This window comes from Streptomyces sp. NPDC085524, from assembly GCF_044541755.1.
Taxonomy (GTDB): Bacteria; Actinomycetota; Actinomycetes; order Streptomycetales; family Streptomycetaceae; genus Streptomyces.
This window is the reverse complement of record NZ_JBITTH010000023.1, coordinates 85,386-103,132: the sequence shown is the minus strand read 5'-3', so window position 1 is coordinate 103,132 and position 17,747 is coordinate 85,386. Positions and strand designations below refer to the sequence as shown.

At 73.7% G+C, this 17,747-nt stretch carries 16 protein-coding genes; 9 read left to right on the top strand and 7 right to left on the bottom strand.

Annotated elements, in window-relative coordinates; all coding sequences use genetic code 11:
• Positions 1–47 precede the first annotated feature (47 nt).
• From ACIGFK_RS30390 to ACIGFK_RS30375, 4 genes are all read left to right on the top strand, one after another.
• Positions 48–1,283 (top strand): exo-beta-N-acetylmuramidase NamZ domain-containing protein, encoded by a 1,236-nt coding sequence (locus ACIGFK_RS30390; protein ID WP_386470856.1) that lies wholly within the window; start codon positions 48–50, stop codon positions 1,281–1,283.
• A gap of 91 nt (positions 1,284–1,374) precedes the next feature.
• A complete protein-coding gene (locus ACIGFK_RS30385) occupies positions 1,375–2,688 on the top strand; it encodes a serine-threonine protein kinase (protein WP_376655923.1) in 1,314 nt (437 codons plus the stop codon).
• Positions 2,689–2,788: 100 nt separating this feature from the next.
• Positions 2,789–3,409 carry a hypothetical protein gene (locus ACIGFK_RS30380; protein ID WP_376655924.1) on the top strand — a complete coding sequence of 207 codons (621 nt, stop codon included), beginning with the start codon at positions 2,789–2,791 and terminating at the stop codon, positions 3,407–3,409.
• Positions 3,406–4,152 (top strand): 3-keto-5-aminohexanoate cleavage protein, encoded by a 747-nt coding sequence (locus tag ACIGFK_RS30375; RefSeq protein WP_400054396.1) that lies wholly within the window; start codon positions 3,406–3,408, stop codon positions 4,150–4,152. The genes ACIGFK_RS30380 and ACIGFK_RS30375 overlap by 4 nt, the downstream gene beginning before the upstream one ends.
• On the opposite strand, the gene soxR is transcribed toward ACIGFK_RS30375, so the two are convergent.
• A complete protein-coding gene (gene soxR, locus ACIGFK_RS30370; RefSeq protein WP_376655926.1) occupies positions 4,149–4,592 on the bottom strand; it encodes a redox-sensitive transcriptional activator SoxR in 444 nt (147 codons plus the stop codon). The genes ACIGFK_RS30375 and soxR overlap by 4 nt on opposite strands.
• 105 nt (positions 4,593–4,697) lie before the next feature.
• Here soxR and ACIGFK_RS30365 point away from each other — a divergent pair, with 105 nt between their 5' ends.
• Entirely contained in the window at positions 4,698–5,159 is a 462-nt protein-coding gene (locus tag ACIGFK_RS30365; RefSeq protein ID WP_376655927.1) for a MaoC family dehydratase, read from the top strand.
• Here ACIGFK_RS30365 and ACIGFK_RS30360 read toward each other — a convergent pair.
• Genes ACIGFK_RS30360 through ACIGFK_RS30350 form a run of 3 tightly spaced genes read right to left on the bottom strand, consistent with a single transcriptional unit; the run spans position 5,150 to position 7,365 of the window.
• The gene (locus tag ACIGFK_RS30360; protein WP_376655928.1) at positions 5,150–5,785 is read right to left on the bottom strand and encodes a TetR/AcrR family transcriptional regulator; all 636 of its coding nucleotides are present in this window, start codon (positions 5,783–5,785) and stop codon (positions 5,150–5,152) included. The two genes, ACIGFK_RS30365 and ACIGFK_RS30360, sit on opposite strands and share 10 nt — an antisense overlap.
• A gap of 60 nt (positions 5,786–5,845) precedes the next feature.
• Positions 5,846–6,154, bottom strand: a complete 309-nt coding sequence (locus tag ACIGFK_RS30355; RefSeq protein ID WP_376655929.1) for a YiaA/YiaB family inner membrane protein — start codon at positions 6,152–6,154, stop codon at positions 5,846–5,848.
• 59 nt (positions 6,155–6,213) lie between these two features.
• Positions 6,214–7,365, bottom strand: coding sequence for an acyl-CoA dehydrogenase family protein (locus ACIGFK_RS30350; protein ID WP_400054392.1), 1,152 nt, complete (start codon positions 7,363–7,365; stop codon positions 6,214–6,216).
• 90 nt (positions 7,366–7,455) lie between these two features.
• Here ACIGFK_RS30350 and ACIGFK_RS30345 point away from each other — a divergent pair, with 90 nt between their 5' ends.
• The 4 genes from ACIGFK_RS30345 to ACIGFK_RS30330 all read left to right on the top strand — a co-directional run bounded on the left by ACIGFK_RS30345 (position 7,456) and on the right by ACIGFK_RS30330 (position 13,534).
• On the top strand, positions 7,456–8,109 hold the full coding sequence (locus tag ACIGFK_RS30345) for a TetR/AcrR family transcriptional regulator (RefSeq protein WP_400054390.1): 654 nt from the start codon (positions 7,456–7,458) through the stop codon (positions 8,107–8,109).
• Positions 8,110–8,323: 214 nt separating this feature from the next.
• Positions 8,324–9,118, top strand: coding sequence for an SDR family oxidoreductase (locus ACIGFK_RS30340; protein ID WP_400054388.1), 795 nt, complete (start codon positions 8,324–8,326; stop codon positions 9,116–9,118).
• Between the two features lie 93 nt (positions 9,119–9,211).
• On the top strand, positions 9,212–12,184 hold the full coding sequence (locus tag ACIGFK_RS30335; RefSeq protein ID WP_400054385.1) for a BTAD domain-containing putative transcriptional regulator: 2,973 nt from the start codon (positions 9,212–9,214) through the stop codon (positions 12,182–12,184).
• A gap of 147 nt (positions 12,185–12,331) precedes the next feature.
• Positions 12,332–13,534: an FAD-dependent monooxygenase gene (locus ACIGFK_RS30330; RefSeq protein ID WP_386470843.1), complete on the top strand. Its 1,203-nt coding sequence runs from the start codon at positions 12,332–12,334 to the stop codon at positions 13,532–13,534.
• A gap of 74 nt (positions 13,535–13,608) precedes the next feature.
• On the opposite strand, the gene ACIGFK_RS30325 is transcribed toward ACIGFK_RS30330, so the two are convergent.
• The 3 genes from ACIGFK_RS30325 to ACIGFK_RS30315 all read right to left on the bottom strand — a co-directional run bounded on the left by ACIGFK_RS30325 (position 13,609) and on the right by ACIGFK_RS30315 (position 17,689).
• Positions 13,609–14,688, bottom strand: a complete 1,080-nt coding sequence (locus tag ACIGFK_RS30325; protein WP_376655935.1) for a Zn-dependent alcohol dehydrogenase — start codon at positions 14,686–14,688, stop codon at positions 13,609–13,611.
• Between the two features lie 17 nt (positions 14,689–14,705).
• Positions 14,706–16,118, bottom strand: a complete 1,413-nt coding sequence (locus ACIGFK_RS30320; RefSeq protein ID WP_376655936.1) for an aldehyde dehydrogenase family protein — start codon at positions 16,116–16,118, stop codon at positions 14,706–14,708.
• A gap of 98 nt (positions 16,119–16,216) precedes the next feature.
• Complete coding sequence (locus ACIGFK_RS30315; protein WP_376655937.1) at positions 16,217–17,689, bottom strand: CitMHS family transporter; 1,473 nt, start codon at positions 17,687–17,689, stop codon at positions 16,217–16,219.
• Positions 17,690–17,747: the final 58 nt, after the last annotated feature.

Below are 17,747 nucleotides of genomic sequence, written 5' to 3'. Positions count from 1 at the left end.
CGGTCGGTATGTCAGGGTGGAAGAGGGCCGCGGCCTAGCGTGGCCGCATGAGTCTGTCGCGACGGGGGCTGCTGGGACTGGCGGGTGCGGCCGGGGCCGTGGGGGCGGTCGGCGCGGCCGCGCCCCGGGCGGAGCGCGTGCGCACCGGGTTCGAGCGGCTCGCCGCGGGCGGGTACGGGGTGCTGGCCGGGCAGAAGGTGGGGGTGGTCACCAACCCGACCGGGATCACCGCGGACGCCCGCCACCTGGTCGACGTACTGCACGCCGAGGAACGGGTGGACCTGATCGCGGTGTTCGGGCCCGAGCACGGCTTCCGGGGGACGGCCCAGGCGGGCGGTTCGGAGGGCGCCGGACGGGATCCGGCGACCGGGCTGCCGGTGTACGACACGTACGACACGAGCGGGGCGCGGCTCGCGGAGGTGTTCACGGCGTCGGGGGTGGACACCGTCGTCTTCGACATCCAGGACGTCGGGGCGCGCTTCTACACCTACATCTGGACCCTGTACGACTGCATGCGCGCGGCCGCCCTCGCGGGCAAGGCGATGGTGGTGCTGGACCGGCCCAACCCGGTGGGCGGCCGGCGGGCGGCGGGGCCCGTGCTGGAGCCCGCGTACGCGAGTTTCGTGGGCCGGGAGCCGATTGCGCTCGCGCACGGGATGACGGTGGCCGAGCTGGCACTGCTCTTCAACGGCGAGTTCCTGACCGGCGGACCGGTCAGGCTGCGGACGGTCGCGATGTCGGGCTGGCGGCGGGGGTCCTTCTTCGGCGAGACCGGGCTTCCCTGGGTGCCGCCGAGCCCGAACATGCCGACCCCGGACACGGCCCTCGCGTACGCCGGCACCTGCCTGTTCGAAGGGACGAACCTCTCCGAGGGGCGCGGGACGACCACGCCCTTCGAGGTGGTGGGCGCGGAGGGGATCGACCGGCGGTGGGCGGAGGCGGCGAACGCCCTGGGGCTGCCGGGCGTGTGGTTCCGGGAGGCGTACTTCACCCCGTCCTTCTCCAAGCACGCGGGGAAGACGTGCGGCGGGGTCCGGCTGATCGTGCACGACCGGGAGGCCTTCGACCCGGTCCGGGCCGGGATCGGGCTGCTGGTGACCGCGCGCCGGGCGTGGAGCGGCTTCGGCTGGCGTGCGGACCACTGGATCGACAAGCTGACCGGCTCGGACCGGGTGCGGACGATGGTGGACGCGGGGGCCGGGGTGGAGGAGATCGCGGGCGCCTGGGCGGCGGGACTGGCCCGGTTCGAGGCGGTGCGCGGGAAGTACCTGCTCTACGGCTGAGCCGGTGGCGTCGCGGGTATGGCCGGGCGGGGGCGGCCGCAGGATGCTGGATCCGCGGGACGCACGGGATGCGCACACACGGATGCACGGCATGGAGGGGGACCTCATGGCGGAGAACGTGGCCGGGATCGGCGTCGGGCCGTACGCGGAGCTGACCTTCGACTCCGACGGGGACGCGGACCGGGCGACGTACGGGCCGGTGGAGCGGATGGAGGCCACGGATCTGCTGGTCTTCGCGCACGGCTGGAACAGCGACCGCTCCACCTCGACCCGGCTCTACGACCGGTTCTTCGCCCCTTTCCCGGGGCTGGTGGGGCCGGGGGTGCGGCTGGGGTACGTGGGGGTCGTATGGCCCTCGATCCGGTTCGCCGACGAGCCGATACCGGACTTCGACCCGCCCGGCGCGCTCGCGGAGCCCGGCTTCGGCACGGCGCTCGACCCCGCCACCCGCCGTGCCCTCGGGGAGTTCTGGCCGGGGTGCGGCGCGGAGCTCGACCGGGTCGCGGAGTTGCTGGAGGAACGCCCGGAGTCCGCGGAGGCGTTCACCGAGTTCGGTGCGCTCGTACGGCGGCTGGCCGGGGTGGACGGCGGGTCCGCGGCGGCGTCGCAGGAGGTACCCGCCCTGTTCGCCGGGGACGCCGTGGAGGTGTGCCGGTCCCTCGCCCTGGCGCTGGTGGAGGCGGGCGGTCCGGCACCGGGCGGTTGCGGCGGGGACGGCCGGGGCCTCACGGTCGGCGGCGGGCTGCGCGGCTTGTGGGGCGGTGCGAAGGAGCTGCTGCGGCAGGCCTCGTACTACCAGATGAAGAAGCGGGCCGGGGTGGTCGGCGAGCGGGGCCTGGGTCCCGTCCTGGCGGAACTGGCGGCGGCCCGGCCGGCCCTGCGGGTCCACCTGATCGGGCACAGCTTCGGGGCCCGCCTGGTGTCGTTCTCGCTGCGCGCGGTGCCGGACGGGGCCCGGTACGTCACGTCGCTGACCCTGCTCCAGGGGGCCTTCTCCCACTACGCGTTCTGCGACCGGCTGCCGCACGACAAGGGGCACGGGGGCGCCCTGCGCGGCCTCCAGCGCCGGGTGGACGGACCGGTGGTCGCCTGCCATTCCCCGTACGACTCGGCCTTGAAGGTGTTCTACCCGCTGGCCTCCCGGATGGCCGGGGATTCGGCCGGTCTGCTCGGTTTCGACGAACGGTGGGGCGCGATCGGGCACGACGGCGTGCAGGCGGTACCGGGCGCACCGCGGCTCTCGCTGGACGGGGCCCTGCGCGGGGGGTTGCCGACGTCAGGGTGTGTCAGCGTGGACGCCGGTTCCGTCGTGCGGCGCGGCGGGGCCCCTTCGGGGGCGCACAGCGACATCTGCCACGCCGAGCTGGCCGAACTCGTGGTCGTCGCGGGGCGCATGGGGCGCTGAGTTCCGGCCATGTGCCACCCGCACGCCTCGTCCGCCCTGCATGCGCCCGCTGCCCGCCGGGCATGTTGGGCACATCGGTGCAGGTGGAGGTGAAAGTGTGATGGCGGGTTTCCGGAGTCTGGCCTACCAGGTGCGCGACGCGCGCAACGACAGGGCCCTGCGGCGCCATTCGCTGCGCCGCTGTCTGGAGCGGTTCGCGCCGTACGGGCACCGGGCCACGTGGTGGCACCTGTGCGACCGGCACGGGATCGCCCCCGAGGACCGGGGGGCCGATCCGCTGCGGCTGGTGGCCGCGTTGGAGGAGTTGGAGGACGCGCGGGCGGTGTGGCTCGAGTACGAACGGCAGTTCGCGGAACGGCGGCGCCGGGAGAAGCACGACGGGCTGCGCCGGCCGGAGTGGGCGTGGGGCGGCAGCGGGGACGCGGTGGTGCGGTGCGCGGACCCGGGGGTGCGGCCCGAGGGGACGCTGGGCGAGGTGCTGCGGCGGCTGGTGAAGGCGCTTGAGTCGGAGCCGGGTACGGGATGCCCGGTGTGCGGGGAGAGCGAGCTGCGGTGGCCGGCGGTGGTGCGGGTCGGCCATTGGGAAGGGGCCTGGGCGTGGGACGGGCCGGTGTGCGCGGGCTGCGGGATCGTGGTGCCCAGACCGGCGCTGGCGGGCGCCCCCTCGGCTTCGGGGGCTCCGGCAGGTCCGTCGGCTTCCGTGCGGGCCGGGGCCGCGTGACGCCGGTGCTGCTGGCGTCGGTGAACGGCGCCCGGAGCGCCGCCGACGGCCCGGCCGTGCCCTTGTCCCCGGCCGACCTGGCGGGGGCGGCGCTGGCTGCGGTCGCCGCGGGGGCCGGGGAGGTGCTGGTGCACCCGAGGACCCCGTGCGGGCGGGAGAGCCTCTCGCCCCGCGTGGTCGGGCCGCTGCTGGAGACGCTGCGGGGCGCGGGGGCCGGCGTACCGCTGGTGGTGCCGGCGGCCGTCGCGGCCGAGCCCGGTGCTGCGGAGCGGCTGGAGCGGGTGCGGTCGTGGACGGTGCTGCCGGACCGGGCGGTGGTGCACTTCGCGGAGCCGGGGGCGCGGGAGCTGGCGGCGGCCTTGCTGGAGCGGGGTGTGGCGGTGGACGCGGTGGTGCCGCTGGGCGGGCCGGTCGGGCCGGATCCGATGGCGCGGTTCCTGGCCTGGCCGGTGCGCGAGCCGGGCCGGGTTCGGCTGGTCGCGGAGCTCGCCTCGGCCGATCCGTCGCTGGTGGCCGGGTTGCCCGGGCTGCCCCCGGTGGAGGTGCTGCTGTTCGGGCGGGATGCCGCCGCGTGGCCGGTGCTGCGGCTGGCCGGGCGGTGCGGCACGGGCGCGCGGACGGGCGCGGGCGACGTACTGCACCTGCCGGACGGGCGGCCGGCCCGGTCGAACGCGGAACTGGTGGCGGCGGCCCGGGTGGCGCTGCGGGAGACGGCGGACCCGGGACCGGGCGGGAGGTTCTAGAGGCGGGATCCGGTGACCCGTTCGCCGATGACGTCGTCCGGGTTGGACAGGGCGCAGGTCTTCATCGAGAGGCAGCCGCAGCCGATGCAGTCCGTCAGGTGGTCGCGCAGGCGGCGGAGTCGGCTGATCCGCTCGTCGAGCTCCTTGCGCCAGGCCTCCGAAAGGCGGGCCCAGTCCTCGCGGTTGGGGGTGCGTTCCTCGGGGAGCCGTGCCAGTGCCTCGCGGATGCTGGCGAGGGGGATCCCCACGCGCTGTGCGGCGCGTACGAAGGCGACCCGGCGCAGGGCGTCGCGGGTGTAGCGGCGCTGGTTTCCGGTGGTGCGGCGGCTGTTGATCAGGCCCTTCGTCTCGTAGAAGTGGAGCGCTGAGACGGCGACGCCGCTGCGGGCGGACAACTGGCCGACGGTGAGTTCGTGGACGTTCTCGGGAATCTGCGGCACCCGGCCGAGCGTAGTCGGAGGTCCGTTGACATACACATACGGTCCCAGCATGCTGAGCAAACGCTTATTCGTCTGTTCATGTGCACCGACAGGTAGGAGCAGGGCATGGCCGAGCCGAGGGTCTTCACGTCCGCCGAGGAGCTGCGCGCCGGGATCGGCGAGCCGCTCGGCCCGAGCGGCTGGCTGGAGGTGGACCAGAAGCGGATCGACCTCTTCGCGGACGCCACGGGCGATCACCAGTGGATCCACGTGGACCCGGAGCGGGCGGCGGACGGACCCTTCGGTTCGACCATCGCGCACGGCTACCTGACCCTGTCGCTGCTGCCCAGCCTGGTGCCGCAGATCATGCGCGTCGAGGGCATGCGGATGGGCATCAACTACGGGACGAACAAGGTGCGCTTCCCGGCACCGGTGCCCGTCGGCTCACGGCTGCGCTCCACCGCCGTGATCACGGAGGTCACCGAGGCGGGCGGCGGCGTGCAGGTCACGGCGACCGTCACGGTGGAGCGCGAGGGCGGCGACAAGCCGGTGTGCGTGGCGGAGTCCGTGTCCCGCTACTACTTCTGAGGGACGGCGCCCGGGCGGGTGCCCACCATGCGGAGCACGAGGTCGGCGTAGAGCGCGCCGACCTCGTCGGGCGTGCGGTTGCCGGCCGCGCTGAACCAGCGGGCCACGTCGATGCACAGCGAGAGCACGGCGAGGGTGGTGCCCGGCACGTCGGGGACGTCGAACTCACCCGTCGTGACCCCGTCGGCCAGGATGCGGCGGACGGCGGCGTCGCTCTGCCGGCGCAGCATGACGATTTCGGAGCGGTGTTCCGGAGCGAGAGCGTCGAGCTCGTACTGGACCACGCGCGCGGTGGTGTGGTGCGCCGCGTGCCATCCCACGAAGGAGCGCACGGCGGCGTCGAGCCGCTGCGCGGCGGAGCCGGGCCCCTCGGCGGCCGAGGTCAGGATCTCGAGGGCCTTGTCGTGGCCGATCCGGCTGATCCGGTGGAGCAGCTCTTCCTTGGTCTTGTAGTGGATGTAGAGCGCGGCCGGGCTCATCCCGGCACGGCCCGCGATGTCACGCGTGGTGGTGGCGTGGTAGCCGCGCTCGGCGAAGGCGTCGACGGCGGCCACGAGCAGCCGCCTCGCCGCGTCGGGGGTGACCTCCGACCACGGCCGGTAGCCGCCGGTTTCCGCGCTGTCCATCGCTCGCTCACCCTCTTCGCCTTGTAGGAATGAACACCTTACCGGAGGGTGAGCAAGCGCTTAGCGATCCTGGGCCCCGGGCTGCTTCGGAGCGAAGGGGTCGTAGTTCGTCATGATCTTCTCCATCCGGGCCTGGTCGACCCGGCTGACGATCTGGCCGACCTCCTGGCGGTCGCGGATCACCTTGGCGAGGGTGAAGGCCGAGGTCGTCAGGTAGAGCACCGCGATGCCGAGGAAGGACCGGACCCAGGCGTTGGTGTCCAGGTTGTAGATCCCCAGGGCCACGGCGGCGGTGGCGACGCCGAAGGAGGCGACGGCCTGGGCGTAGAAGGCTCCCGTGTTCTGCTGCTTGACCGGTGTCTCGTTCATGGGTCCAGCTTCGGGCGGGGGCGCCGCGGGCACATGGGTGCGCGTACTCACGTACGTACTCAGAAGGCCGAAACCCCCGTGCGGGCACGGCCGATGAGGAGCTTCTGGATCTGGCTCGTGCCCTCGTACAGGGTCATCACGCGGGCGTCGCGCAGCAGTTTGCCGGCCGGGTACTCGTCTATGTAGCCGTAACCGCCGTGGACCTGGAGGGCGTTGCTCGCGGCGCGCACGGCGGCCTCGGAGGCGAAGAGCTTCGCGGTGGAGGACTCGGTGGCGAAGGGCTGCCCCCGGTCGATGAGGTCGGCGACCCGCCAGGTCAGCAGTCGGGCCGCGTCCACGTCGACGGAGATGTCGGCGATCAGTTCCTGGACCAGCTGGTGGTGGGCGATCGGCTTGCCGAACTGCTCGCGCTGAGCGGCGTAGGAGACGGCGGAGTCCAGGGCCGCCTGGGCGATGCCGACGCACCCGGCGGCGACCGACATCCGCCCCTTGGCCAGCGCGGACATGGCGACCGAGAAACCCTTGCCCTCGGGGCCGAGCATCGCGGAAGCGGGCACGCGGACACCGTCGAAGACGAGTTCGGCGGTGGCCTGGCCGCGCAGCCCGAGCTTGCCGTGGATCTCGCGGCGGGTGAGTCCGGGGGTGTCGGTGGGCACGAGGAAGGCGGAGATCCCGCGGTGTCCCGGCCGGTCGTCGGTGCGGGCGAAGAGCAGCACCACGTCGGCCCAGGTGCCGTTGGTGATGAAGGTCTTGCCGCCGGTGACGACGTACGAGTCGCCCTCGCGCACGGCGCGGGTGGTGAGGCTGCCGGCGTCGGAGCCGGTCCCGGGCTCGGTCAGGCCGAAGCAGCCGAGGGCGTCGCCGGAGCACAGCCGGGGCAGCCAGTCGTTCTTCTGCTCCTCGGTCCCCCAGGCGGCGACGGTCTTGGCGACGAGGCCGAGGGAGACGGAGACGATGCCGCGCACGGAGGAGTCCCCGCGGCCGAGTTCCTCGGTGACCAGGACGTAGGCGAGGTGGTCGCCGCCGGAGCCGCCGTACTCCTCGGGGACGGTCAGGCCGAGGAAGCCGAGGGCGCCGAGCTTCTTCACGATCGCCCGGTCCACGCTCTCGGCACGGTCCCAGTCGGCGGCGTACGGGGCCACCTCGCGCTCGGTGAACTCGCGGGCGAGCCTGCGTACGGCGGCCTGCTCCTCGCTCAGCTCCATGTCCACCGGGCACCTCCGGGCGTGTCGTGGGTCGTCCGCGGCCGCCTCGCCCTCCGGTTAACTAGCACCGGTAGTTTATGGCGGGCAGGCCCTACTATGTGGCGCATGGCCAGACCGCGCAAGCCCCTCCTCAGCAGAGCCCGCATCGTCGAGGCGGCCGGTGCACTGGTGGACGCGGAGGGGCTGGAGGCGGTGTCGACGCGGCGGCTGGCGGCTGCGCTGGGCGTCAGCGGGCCGTCGCTGTACAACCACTTCCGGACGAAGGACGAGATCCTGGAGGCGGTCGCGGACGCGGTGAGCGCGCGGGTCGACCTGTCGATGTTCGAGGACGCCGGGGACTGGCGGGGGGCGCTGCACACGTGGGCGCACTCCTACCGGGACGCCCTGTCGGACCATCCGAACATCGTGCCGGTGCTGGCGCGGGGCCCGGGCCGCAGGCCGGCCGGCCTGCGGCTGGCGGACGCGGTGTTCGGCGCGATGACGGCGGCGGGCTGGCCCCCGGGGCAGGCGACCCGGATCGGCGCGCTGATGCGGTACTTCATCCTCGGCTCGGCGGTGGCCTCGTTCGCCGGTGGTTTCGTGGACGACGAGACGGCGTACGACCCGGCGGACTACCCCCACCTGGGCCAGGCGCACCTCCTGGCGGAACGCCGCCGCGAGGTGGACGAGGGCGCGTTCGAGACGGGGCTGACGGCCCTCCTGGACGGGCTGGCCCTGCAGTACGAGGCGCTGCGCGAAACCGCCCGCTGACGGAAGACCCGGCCGACGTGTGCGGGGGCGGCGCAGGGCCGGTTCGAGGGCGGGGCCGGGCGGGCGCTCGACCCGGTTCGAGGGCTGGTTCCAGGGCTGGTTCGAGCCCGTCCGGGGCCCGGTGAGCGGGCGGTGAGCAGGCGGTGAGCGGGGGCGGCCACTGTTCCCTCATCGCCGGATCCACCGCGGACCGGCCGCTGACGAGGAGCAGGCCATGGGCATCGTGACGAGCATTCTGACGGGCGACCTGGCGGGCAAGACGGCGCTGGTGACGGGCGGATCCCGCGGGATCGGCCGGGCGGTGGCGCTGCGCCTCGCCGCCGAGGGCGCGCTGGTCGCGGTCCACTACGGCAGTAACGACGAGGCGGCCGAGGAGACCGTGGCCGCGATCGAGGAGGCGGGCGGCCGGGCGTTCGCCGTGCGGGCCCGGTTCGGCGAGGACGGCGCCGTGGACCGGCTGTTCGAAGGCCTGACCGCGGGGCTGGCGGGCCGCGGGCTGGACATCGTGGTCAACAACGCGGGCATCATCTCGGGCAACTCGATCGCGCAGGTGACGCAGGAGGAGCTCGACCGACTGCTCGCGATCAACGTCAGCACGCCGTTCTTCGTGGTCCAGCGCGCGCTGCCCCTCATGAACGACGGCGGCCGCATCGTCAACATGGGCTCGACGGCGAGCCGGTTCGCGGTCTCCACCCAGATCGGCTACACCATCAGCAAGGCGGCGCTGGAGTCGATGACCCCGTCGCTGGCCAACGAGCTCGGCAGCCGGGGCATCACGGTGAACACCGTGGCACCCGGCGCGATCCGGACCGACATGACCGCCGGCTACACCTCCATCCCCGAGGTGGTCGCCGGGCTCGAATCGATCACCGCCCTCGGCCGGCTCGGCGAACCCGAGGACGTAGCCGACGTCGTCGGATTCCTGGCGGGTCCGCAGGGCCGGTGGGTGACCGGCCAGACCATCGACGTGTCGGGCGGAACCTACCTCGGCCCGATCGCCCACGCCTGACCGGTCCGCATCCCCTGCGGACGGGCCCGGGATCGACTCCCGCTGGCGATGTGCGGACCGGCTCCCGGTCAACTCCGGTGGATAATCACCGACATGCTGTTCGGAATACTCGGCGAGACCCGGGCGTGGCACGACGACGGCACCGAGGTGCCGCTGGGCGGACCGGCCCGCCGCGCCCTGCTGGCCCTGCTCCTGCTGAACCCGGGGGAGGCCGTCTCGGCGGACCGGCTGGCCGACGCCCTCGACCCGGCCGGAGCACTGTCGGCGCACGCCCTGCAGTCCCAGGTGTCGAGGCTGCGCAAGGCCCTCGGCACGGCGGCCGCCATCGAGCAGGCCGGGGCGGGCTACCGGATCGTGGTGGCGCGGGACGACGTGGACGCGTGCCGGTTCGAGCGGCTGGCCCAGGAAGGGCGGGCCGCGCTGCGCTCCGGGGAAGCCGAACGGGCGGCGGCTCTGCTGCGCGAGGCCCTGGAGCTGTGGCGGGGGCCTGCGCTGGACGGCCTCACCGAGAGCGAGCCCGCCCGGCCCGCCGCCGTACGGCTGGAGGAACGCCGGCTCGGCGCGCTCGAGGACCGGATCGAGGCCGAGTGCCTGCTCGGCGGGCACCACGCCGCCGTACCGGAGCTGCGCGAGCTGGTCGGCCTCCATCCGCTGCGCGAACGGGCGGCGGGGCTGCTGATGCGGGCACTGTTCGCAGAGGGCGCGCAGGCCGCCGCGCTGGTGGTGTTCGAGGAGGCCAGACGGCACCTGGCCGAGGAGCTGGGCGCCGATCCGTCGGCGGAACTGGTGGCACTGCACCGGGAGTTGCTGAGCGCCGACCCCTCCCCCGCGCCCGCCGCACCGCCCGCCCAGCTGACGGCGTTCGTCGGCCGCGGCAACGAGGTGTCCGAGGTCGCGGGGCTGCTGCGGGTGGCCCGGCTGGTCACGCTGACCGGCCCCGGCGGCGTGGGCAAGACCAGGCTGTCCGTCGAGGTGGCGGGCGCCCTGGCCGACGAAGTGTGCTTCGTGGAACTGGCTCCGCTGCGCGACGGTACGGGAGTGGCGCAGGCACTGCTCGGCGCGCTCGGTCTGCGCGAGAACGGGCTCACCCTGGGCGACGGCGGGCAGTCGCCGGTCGACCGGCTGCTGGCGGCGCTGTCCGACCGGATGCTGCTGCTCGTACTGGACAACTGCGAGCACGTCGTCGACGAGGTCGCGGCGCTGGCGGCACGCCTGTTGGCCGCCTGCCCCCGGCTGCGCGTCCTGGCGACGAGCCGGGAGCCGCTCGGCATCATCGGTGAGAGCATCCGGCAGGTGCGGCCCCTCGACGGCGACGCGGCCGTACGCCTCTTCACGGACCGGGCGCGAGCCGTGCGGCGCGGTTTCACCGCCGACCCCCTGGTCGTACGGCGCATCTGCGCGGCCCTGGACGACCTGCCGCTGGCCATCGAGCTCGCGGCGGCGCGCATCAGGACCCTGGACGTCGAGGACCTCGCGGGACGGCTGGACGACCGGCTCGGGGTCGCGGCGCGCGGCAGCCGTACGGCCGACGGGCGGCACCGGACGCTGCGTTCGGTGGTCGCGTGGAGCTGGGAGCTGCTGTCGGAGGCCGAGCAGCGGGCCGCCCGGCGGTTCACGGTCTTCGCCGGCGGCGCGACGGCCGGGGCCGCGCTGCGGGTGTGCGGCGCCGACGAGGAACTGCTGGAATCGCTGGTCGACAAATCGCTGCTGGAGCTGGCGGGCGGCCGCTACCGGATGCTGGAGACGATCGGCGCGTACGGCGGTGAACGCCTCGACGCGGCGGGCGAACGGGACTCCGTACGGCTCGCCCACGCCCGGTGGCTGCTGGAACTGGTGCGGACCGCCGACCCGCACCTTCGGCGGGCGGAGCAGCTGGAGTGGCTGCCCGTCCTCACGGCCGAGCACGGCAACTTCCTGGCGGCCCTGGGCCTGGCGGTCGAGTCGCGGAACGTGGAGGCGGGCCTGGAGCTGCTCGCCGCGGCCTCGCACTACCTGTGGATCCGGGGCGTGGCCGCGTCGGTCGCGCCGCAGGCCATCGCGCTGCTGGATGCCCTGGGCGGCGGGGTGGTCGGCGGGGTGGACGGCGGGGTGGACGGCGGGCTTGGTGACGCCCCCGGCGATGCCTCGGGCGGCGTCCCGCCGGCCGGGCTCGGCGAGGGGTACGTCCTGTGCGTGCTACTGGCGGCGTCCGGCGCCGGCGGGCGGCCGGTGTGGCAGCGTCACCGGGCGGCGGCCGGGTCGTCCCTGGCCGCGGCGTGGCCGGGCGACCGGCCGGGCCGCCATCCCGTCGCCCTGTTCCTGTGGATGATGCGGAACGCGGGCGAGGCCGACCCGCGTTGCGCCTTCGATCTCGTCTCGTCGCAGCGCGACTGCTCCGAGCCGTGGGCGCGGGCCGCCGCCCGGTACGTGTCGGGATTCGGGCCGCTCGGCGAGGGGGACACCGAACGGGCCGGCCGGGAGTTCGGCGCGGCCGTGGAGGAATTCCGCGCACTCGGTGACCGCTGGGGCACCGCGCTGGCCCTGGACACGCTGGCAGGCCTGGCGGGTGGGCGCGGCGACCGGGCGCGGGCGATCGCGCTGACCGACGAGGCCCTCGTACTCACGGAACAGCTCGACGCCCTGGAGGACAGCGCGGATCTGCTGGTCAACCGGGGCGACCACCTCGTCGGCGAAGACCCGGCGGCGGCCCGGGCCGACTACGGCAGGGCGGCCGCCCTCGCCCGCCGGGCCGGCAGCTCCACCGGCCTGGCGGCGGCCCTGCGCGGCCTCGGCGACCTGGCCGTGCTCGACGCGGACCTGCCGGAGGCGCAGCGGCTGTACGCGGAGGCGCTGGAGCGGGTCGACCCGCACTGGGTCAAGAGCGTCGCGACCCGGGTCCGTACGCTCGCCGGGCTCGGCCGCGTCGCCGAGGCGCGCGGCGACCGCGCCGCGGCCCGGGAGCACTACCGGGAGGCCGCGGAGGGAGCGGCCGTGATGGGCGCCGACACCTTGGAGGTGCTCCGGCTGCTGGGCGTCCCCGAGGACGTAGTGGGCAGCGTGGTCGGGTCGGCGGGCCCGGCGGGCTGACCCGCTCGGCGAGCGCGGCGAGCCGGTCCGCGAGCGCGGCGAGGTCCGCGAGCGCGGTGGGCCGGTCGGTGTGCGAGGTGAGCCGGTCGGTGTGCGAGGTGAGCCGGCGGTGAGCGTGCGGTGAGCGCTCCCCGGGAAGGTCGCCGCATGAAGAACCTCGACGTCCTCATCTCCGGCTCCTCCGTCGCGGGCCCCGCGCTCGCCTACTGGCTCCACCGCCACGGCTTCAACCCCACGATCGTGGAACGCGCCCCCGCACTGCGCGACGGCGGCTACGCCGTCGACTTCCGGGGCGAGGCGCACCTGTCGGTGCTGCGCGGCATGGGCATCCTGGACGCCGTCGAAGGCGCCCGGACCGGCACGGGCTCCATGTCCTACGTCAACAGCGCGGGCAAGGTGCAGGCGAAACTGCCGGCCGACCTGTTCGCCGGGGACGTCGAGATCCTCCGGGGCGATCTGGCGCGGATCCTCTACGACGCGACCGCGCCGTACACGGAGTACGTCTTCGGCGACTCCGTCACCTCCCTCACCGAGGACGCCGACGGCGTCGCCGTCACCTTCGAACGGGGCGCCCCGCGCCGGTTCGACCTGGTGATCGGGGCCGACGGAATGCACTCGGACACCCGCCGCCTGGCGTTCGGGCCGGAGGACCGGTTCGTGAAGCACCTCGGGGTCCACTGCGCGATCTTCACCACGGCCAACCACCTCGGGCTCGACCGCACCGGACACGCCTACCGCACCGCGGGCAAGCTCGTCGCGATGTACAGCGCCCGCAACAACACCGAGGCCAAGGCCGTCTTCTACTTCGCCTCTCCGGCGCTGGACCTCGGCCGGCGCGAGGTGGCGCGGCAGCAGGCCGTCCTCGCCGAGCAGTTCGCCGGCACCGGGTGGGAGTGCGACCGGCTGCTGCGGGACATGCGCTACGCGCCCGACTTCTACTTCGATGCGGTCGGGCAGGTCCGGATGGACTCCTGGAGCCGGGGCCGGATCGCCCTGGTCGGCGACGCCGCCTACTGCCCTTCTTCGCTCTCGGGCATGGGTACGGGGCTCGCGCTGGTCGGGGCGTACGTCCTGGCGGGGGAACTGGCGACCGCCGGCGGCGACCACCGGGTCGCCTTCGGCCGCTACGAGGAGGCGCTGCGGGAGTACGCGGAGGGCTGCCGGAAGATGGGCGACGGCGTGGCGCAGCTCATGGTCCCCGGAAGCCGTTTCATGGCGGGGCTGCTCAACCGCTACAGCAAGGTCATGCCCTACCTGCCCGGGAAGAACATGGCCGCGAAGATCGCCCGCAGGACGGCCGAGAACATCGTGCTGCGGGACTACGGCGCGCGGGGCGCCCTCCGTGCATAGCCGCTCTCCTGCCGACTCGGCCCGGTGGGGTGTCCCGCCGGGCCGGGTCGGCCTGGATGCCGCCCGGGTGCTGCCTAGAAGACGACCAGGGAGCGGCCGCCCTTGCCCGCCAGCATCGCGTCGAACGCCGCCGGGATGCCGTCGAGGGTGATGCGGTCGGTGACCAGGGCGCCGAGGTCGAGGCGGCCCGCGCGGACGTGTTCGGCGATCACCGGGAGGTCGCGGGCGGGGTCGCTGTTCCCGTAGACGCAGCCGGTGAGGGTGCGGGCGAAGTGGAAGATCTCCAGGGCGTGGAAGGTGACCTGCTGCTCCTTGCCGCCGATGCCGACGACCGTGGTGCGGCCCCCGCGCCGGGTGGACTCCCAGGCCCCCCGAATGGTCTCGGCCCGGCCCACGCACTCCACGGCGACGTCCGCGCCCCGGCCGCCGGTGAGGGCCCGGATCTCCTTCGCCGTGGTGTCGGAGGCGAGCACGAACTCGGTGGCTCCGGCCGCCCGCGCCAGCTCCTCCTTGGCCGGGGAGACGTCCACGGCCACGATCGGGGCCGCCCCCGCGATGCGCGCGGCCTGGAGCGCGGCCAGGCCGACCCCGCCGACTCCGAAGACGGCGACGGATTCGCCGGGGCGGACCTGGGCACTGTGGTGCACGGCGCCGTAGCCGGTGAGCACGGCGCAGCCGAGCAGGGCGGCCTCGGCGAGCGGGATCCCGGCGGGTGCGGGCAGCACGCAGTTGGCCGCGACGACGGTCTCCTCGGCGAAGGCGGCCACGTTCAGCCCGGGGTGGAGCGGGGCGCCCTGCGCGTCGTGCGCGTAGACGGCCCCGACCCCGGTGAGCGCGTCGGCGCAGAGCCACACTTCGCCGATGCCGCAGTGGTGGCACTGCCCGCAGGACGGGGCCCAGTTGAGTACGACCCCGTCGCCGGGGGCGACGTGGGTGACGCCCTCGCCCACCGCGAGGACCGTGCCCGCGCCCTCGTGGCCGAGGACGGCGGGGACGGGGACCCGCATGGTGCCGTTGGTGAGGGAGAGGTCGGAGTGGCAGACCCCGGCTGCGGTGAGCCGTACCCGGACCTGCCCGGGGCCTGGATCGGGCAGCACGATCTCCCTTATCTCCAGCGGAGCTCCGACGGCGGGCAGGATGGCGGCGCGGACCATGTTCGTCGTCTCCGTGTTCAGAACTGCAGGGACTTGGTCTGGAGGTACTCCGTCAGGCCGTGGGGGCCCAGCTCGCGGCCGACGCCCGACTGCTTGTAGCCGCCGAAGGGCGCGAGCACGTTGAAGCGGCCGCCGTTGATGTCCACCTGGCCGGTGTCCATGCGGCGGGCGAACGCCACGGCCGTCTCATCGTCCTCGGCCCAGACGGCTCCGCCGAGGCCGTAGACGGTGCCGTTGGCGATGCGCAGGGCCTCCTCCTCGTCCTCGTACGGCAGGATCGACAGCACGGGGCCGAAGATCTCCTCCTGGGCGATGGTCATGTCGGGCGTGACGTCGGCGAACACGGTCGGGGCGATGAAGTAGCCCTGTTCGTGCGGGGCGTCGGGGCCGCCGGCGACGAGACGCGCGCCCTCCTCCACTCCCTTGGCGATGTAGCCGCGGACGCGTTCGTGCTGCTTGGCGTTGACCACCGGGCCGAGGCGGGTCTCCGGCGTGCGGGGGTCGCCGGTGGGGTACTTGGCGACGGCGGCGGCCGCGAGCGAGACGGCCTCCTCGTAGTGGTCCCGGTGGACGAGCATCCGGGTGAGCGCGTTGCAGCTCTGGCCGGCGTTGTTCATGACGTGGCCGACGCCTGCCGCGACGGCCTTGGCCAGATCGGCGCCGGGCAGGATGACGTTGGCCGATTTGCCGCCCAGCTCGAGGGCGACCCGCTTGACGGCGGCGCCGGCCGTGGCGCCGATCTTCTTGCCGACGGCGGTGGAGCCGGTGAAGGAGACCAGGTCGACTCCCTCGTGCGCGGCCAGGGCCTGACCGGCGACCGGGCCGGTTCCGGTCACCAGGTTGAAGACTCCGGCCGGGATGCCCGCCTCGTGCACGGCTTCGGCGAAGAGCTGCGCGGTCAGCGGGGTGTCCTCGGCCGGCTTGAGTACGAGGGTGCAGCCGGCGGCGAGAGCGGGTGCCACCTTGGCAACGACCTGGTGCAGCGGATAGTTCCAGGGGGTGATGGCGCCGACCACCCCGACGGGCTCCAGCAGCACGGTGGAGTTCCCTATCCGCTCCTCGAAGGCGTACGAGGCCCCGAGTTCGGCGTACGAGGAGGCCACGGCGATCGGCGATCCGACGTGGACCATCTCCGCGAAACCGAGCGGGGAGCCCAGTTCGGCGGTGATGGTCTCGGCGATCTCGCTCTTGCGGGTGACCAGTACGTCGCGCAGCGCGCCGATCAGGGCCGCCCGCTCGGGCGCGGGCGTCGCCGCCCAGCCGGGCAGGGCGGCGCGGGCCGCCCGTACGGCCGCGTCCACGTCCTCCTCGGTGCCGGCCGGCACCGAGGCGATGACCTGCTCGTCGGCCGGGTTGACGACCTCGATGCGGTCGCTTCCGGCGGCGGGCCGCCATGCGCCGCCGATGTACATCCCGTCGTGGGCCTTCATGCCATTCCTCCCGAGCACGCACGAGTGCGTAGACCAGACCTCGCGGACACCCTACAAACTAGCGCCGGTAGTTTTCTGTGCGCCAGGGGCGGCGGGGATCAGATGATGCCGAAAAGCATCCCTGCCGCGAGGACGACGAGGGAGGTCAGCGCCGCCCATTTCACGGTGAACCGGGTGTGGTCGCCGAACTCGACCTTCGCCATGCCGACGAGGACGTATACGGCCGGAACCAGCGGGCTGGACATGTGCAGGGCCTGGCCGACGAGGGAGGCGCGGGCGATCTCGAGCGGGGAGACCCCGTGGGCGGCGCCGGCCTCGGCGAGGACGGGGAGGACGCCGAAGTAGAAGCCGTCGTTGGACATGAAGTAGGTGAGCGGCAGGCTGAGCAGGCCGGTGACCAGCGCCATGTGCGGGCCCATGCCCTCGGGGATGGCGCCGACGAGCCAGTCGGCCATGTGCTTGACCATGCCGGTACCGGTCAGGACGCCGGTGAAGACGGCTGCGGCGAAGACCATGCCGGCGACGTTCAGGACGTTGTCGGCATGTGCTGCGATCCGGGCCTTCTGGTCGGGCATGTGCGGGAAGTTCACGGTGAGGGCGAGGGCGGCTCCGAGCAGGAACAGCACCGGGATGGGCAGCAGCTCCATGATCATCGCGGTCAGGAGGGCGACGGTGAGGGCGGCGTTGAACCAGTACAGGCGCGGCCGGAGGGTCGGGCGGTGCGGGTCGAGGCCCTGGAAGCCGCCCTCGGGGGCGCCAGCGGTGGAGCCTCCGACGCCTGCCGCGACCGGGGCCGGGCCGGCGGCGCGTGCAGCGCCCGAGGCGGAGTCGGCGGCGCGCGCGGCGGACCCGGTGCTGCCTGCGGCGGAGCCGGTGGCGGCCTCGCCCGGGCCCGTCCCGGAGGCGGCCAGGACCCGCTCGTCCTCTTCCGCCACGTCGGCGCCCGGCAGCACGAGGAGGCCGACACGGCGGCGTTCCTTCAGGCCGAGGACGTACGCGAGGACGAAGACGAAGAGGAGTCCCACGGCGAGCGCCGGGATCATCGGGACGAAGATGTCGGCGGCGTCGAGCTTGAGCGCCGTCGCGGCCCGGGCCGTCGGGCCGCCCCAGGGAAGGGTGTTCATGACTCCGTTCGCCGTGGCGGCGACCCCCGTCATGACCACCAGGCTCAGGCCGAGACGCTTGTAGAGCGGGTACATGGCCGACACCGTGATCATGAAGGTGGTCGATCCGTCGCCGTCGAGCGAGACGATCGCGGCGAGGACAGCGGTGCCGACCACCACCCGGACGGGGTCGGCCTTGCAGAAGCGCAGGATGCCCCGCACGATCGGGTCGAAGAGGCCGACGTCGATCATCACGCCGAAGTAGACGATGGCGAACATCAGCATGGCGGCGGTGGGGGCGAGTTTCCCGACGCCCTCGATGACGTAGTCGCCGAGGTGCGCACCCTGTCCTGCGAAGACGCAGAACAGGGCGGGAATGAGGACGAGCGCCGCGATGGGCGACATTTTCTTCAGCATGATCAGGACCAGGAAAGTCGCGATCATGGCGAAGCCGAGGAAGGTCAGCATGGGGGGAAGGTAGGTGCCGCCTCCTTGGGCCAACAAGACGTCGAGCCGTGAGCAATAC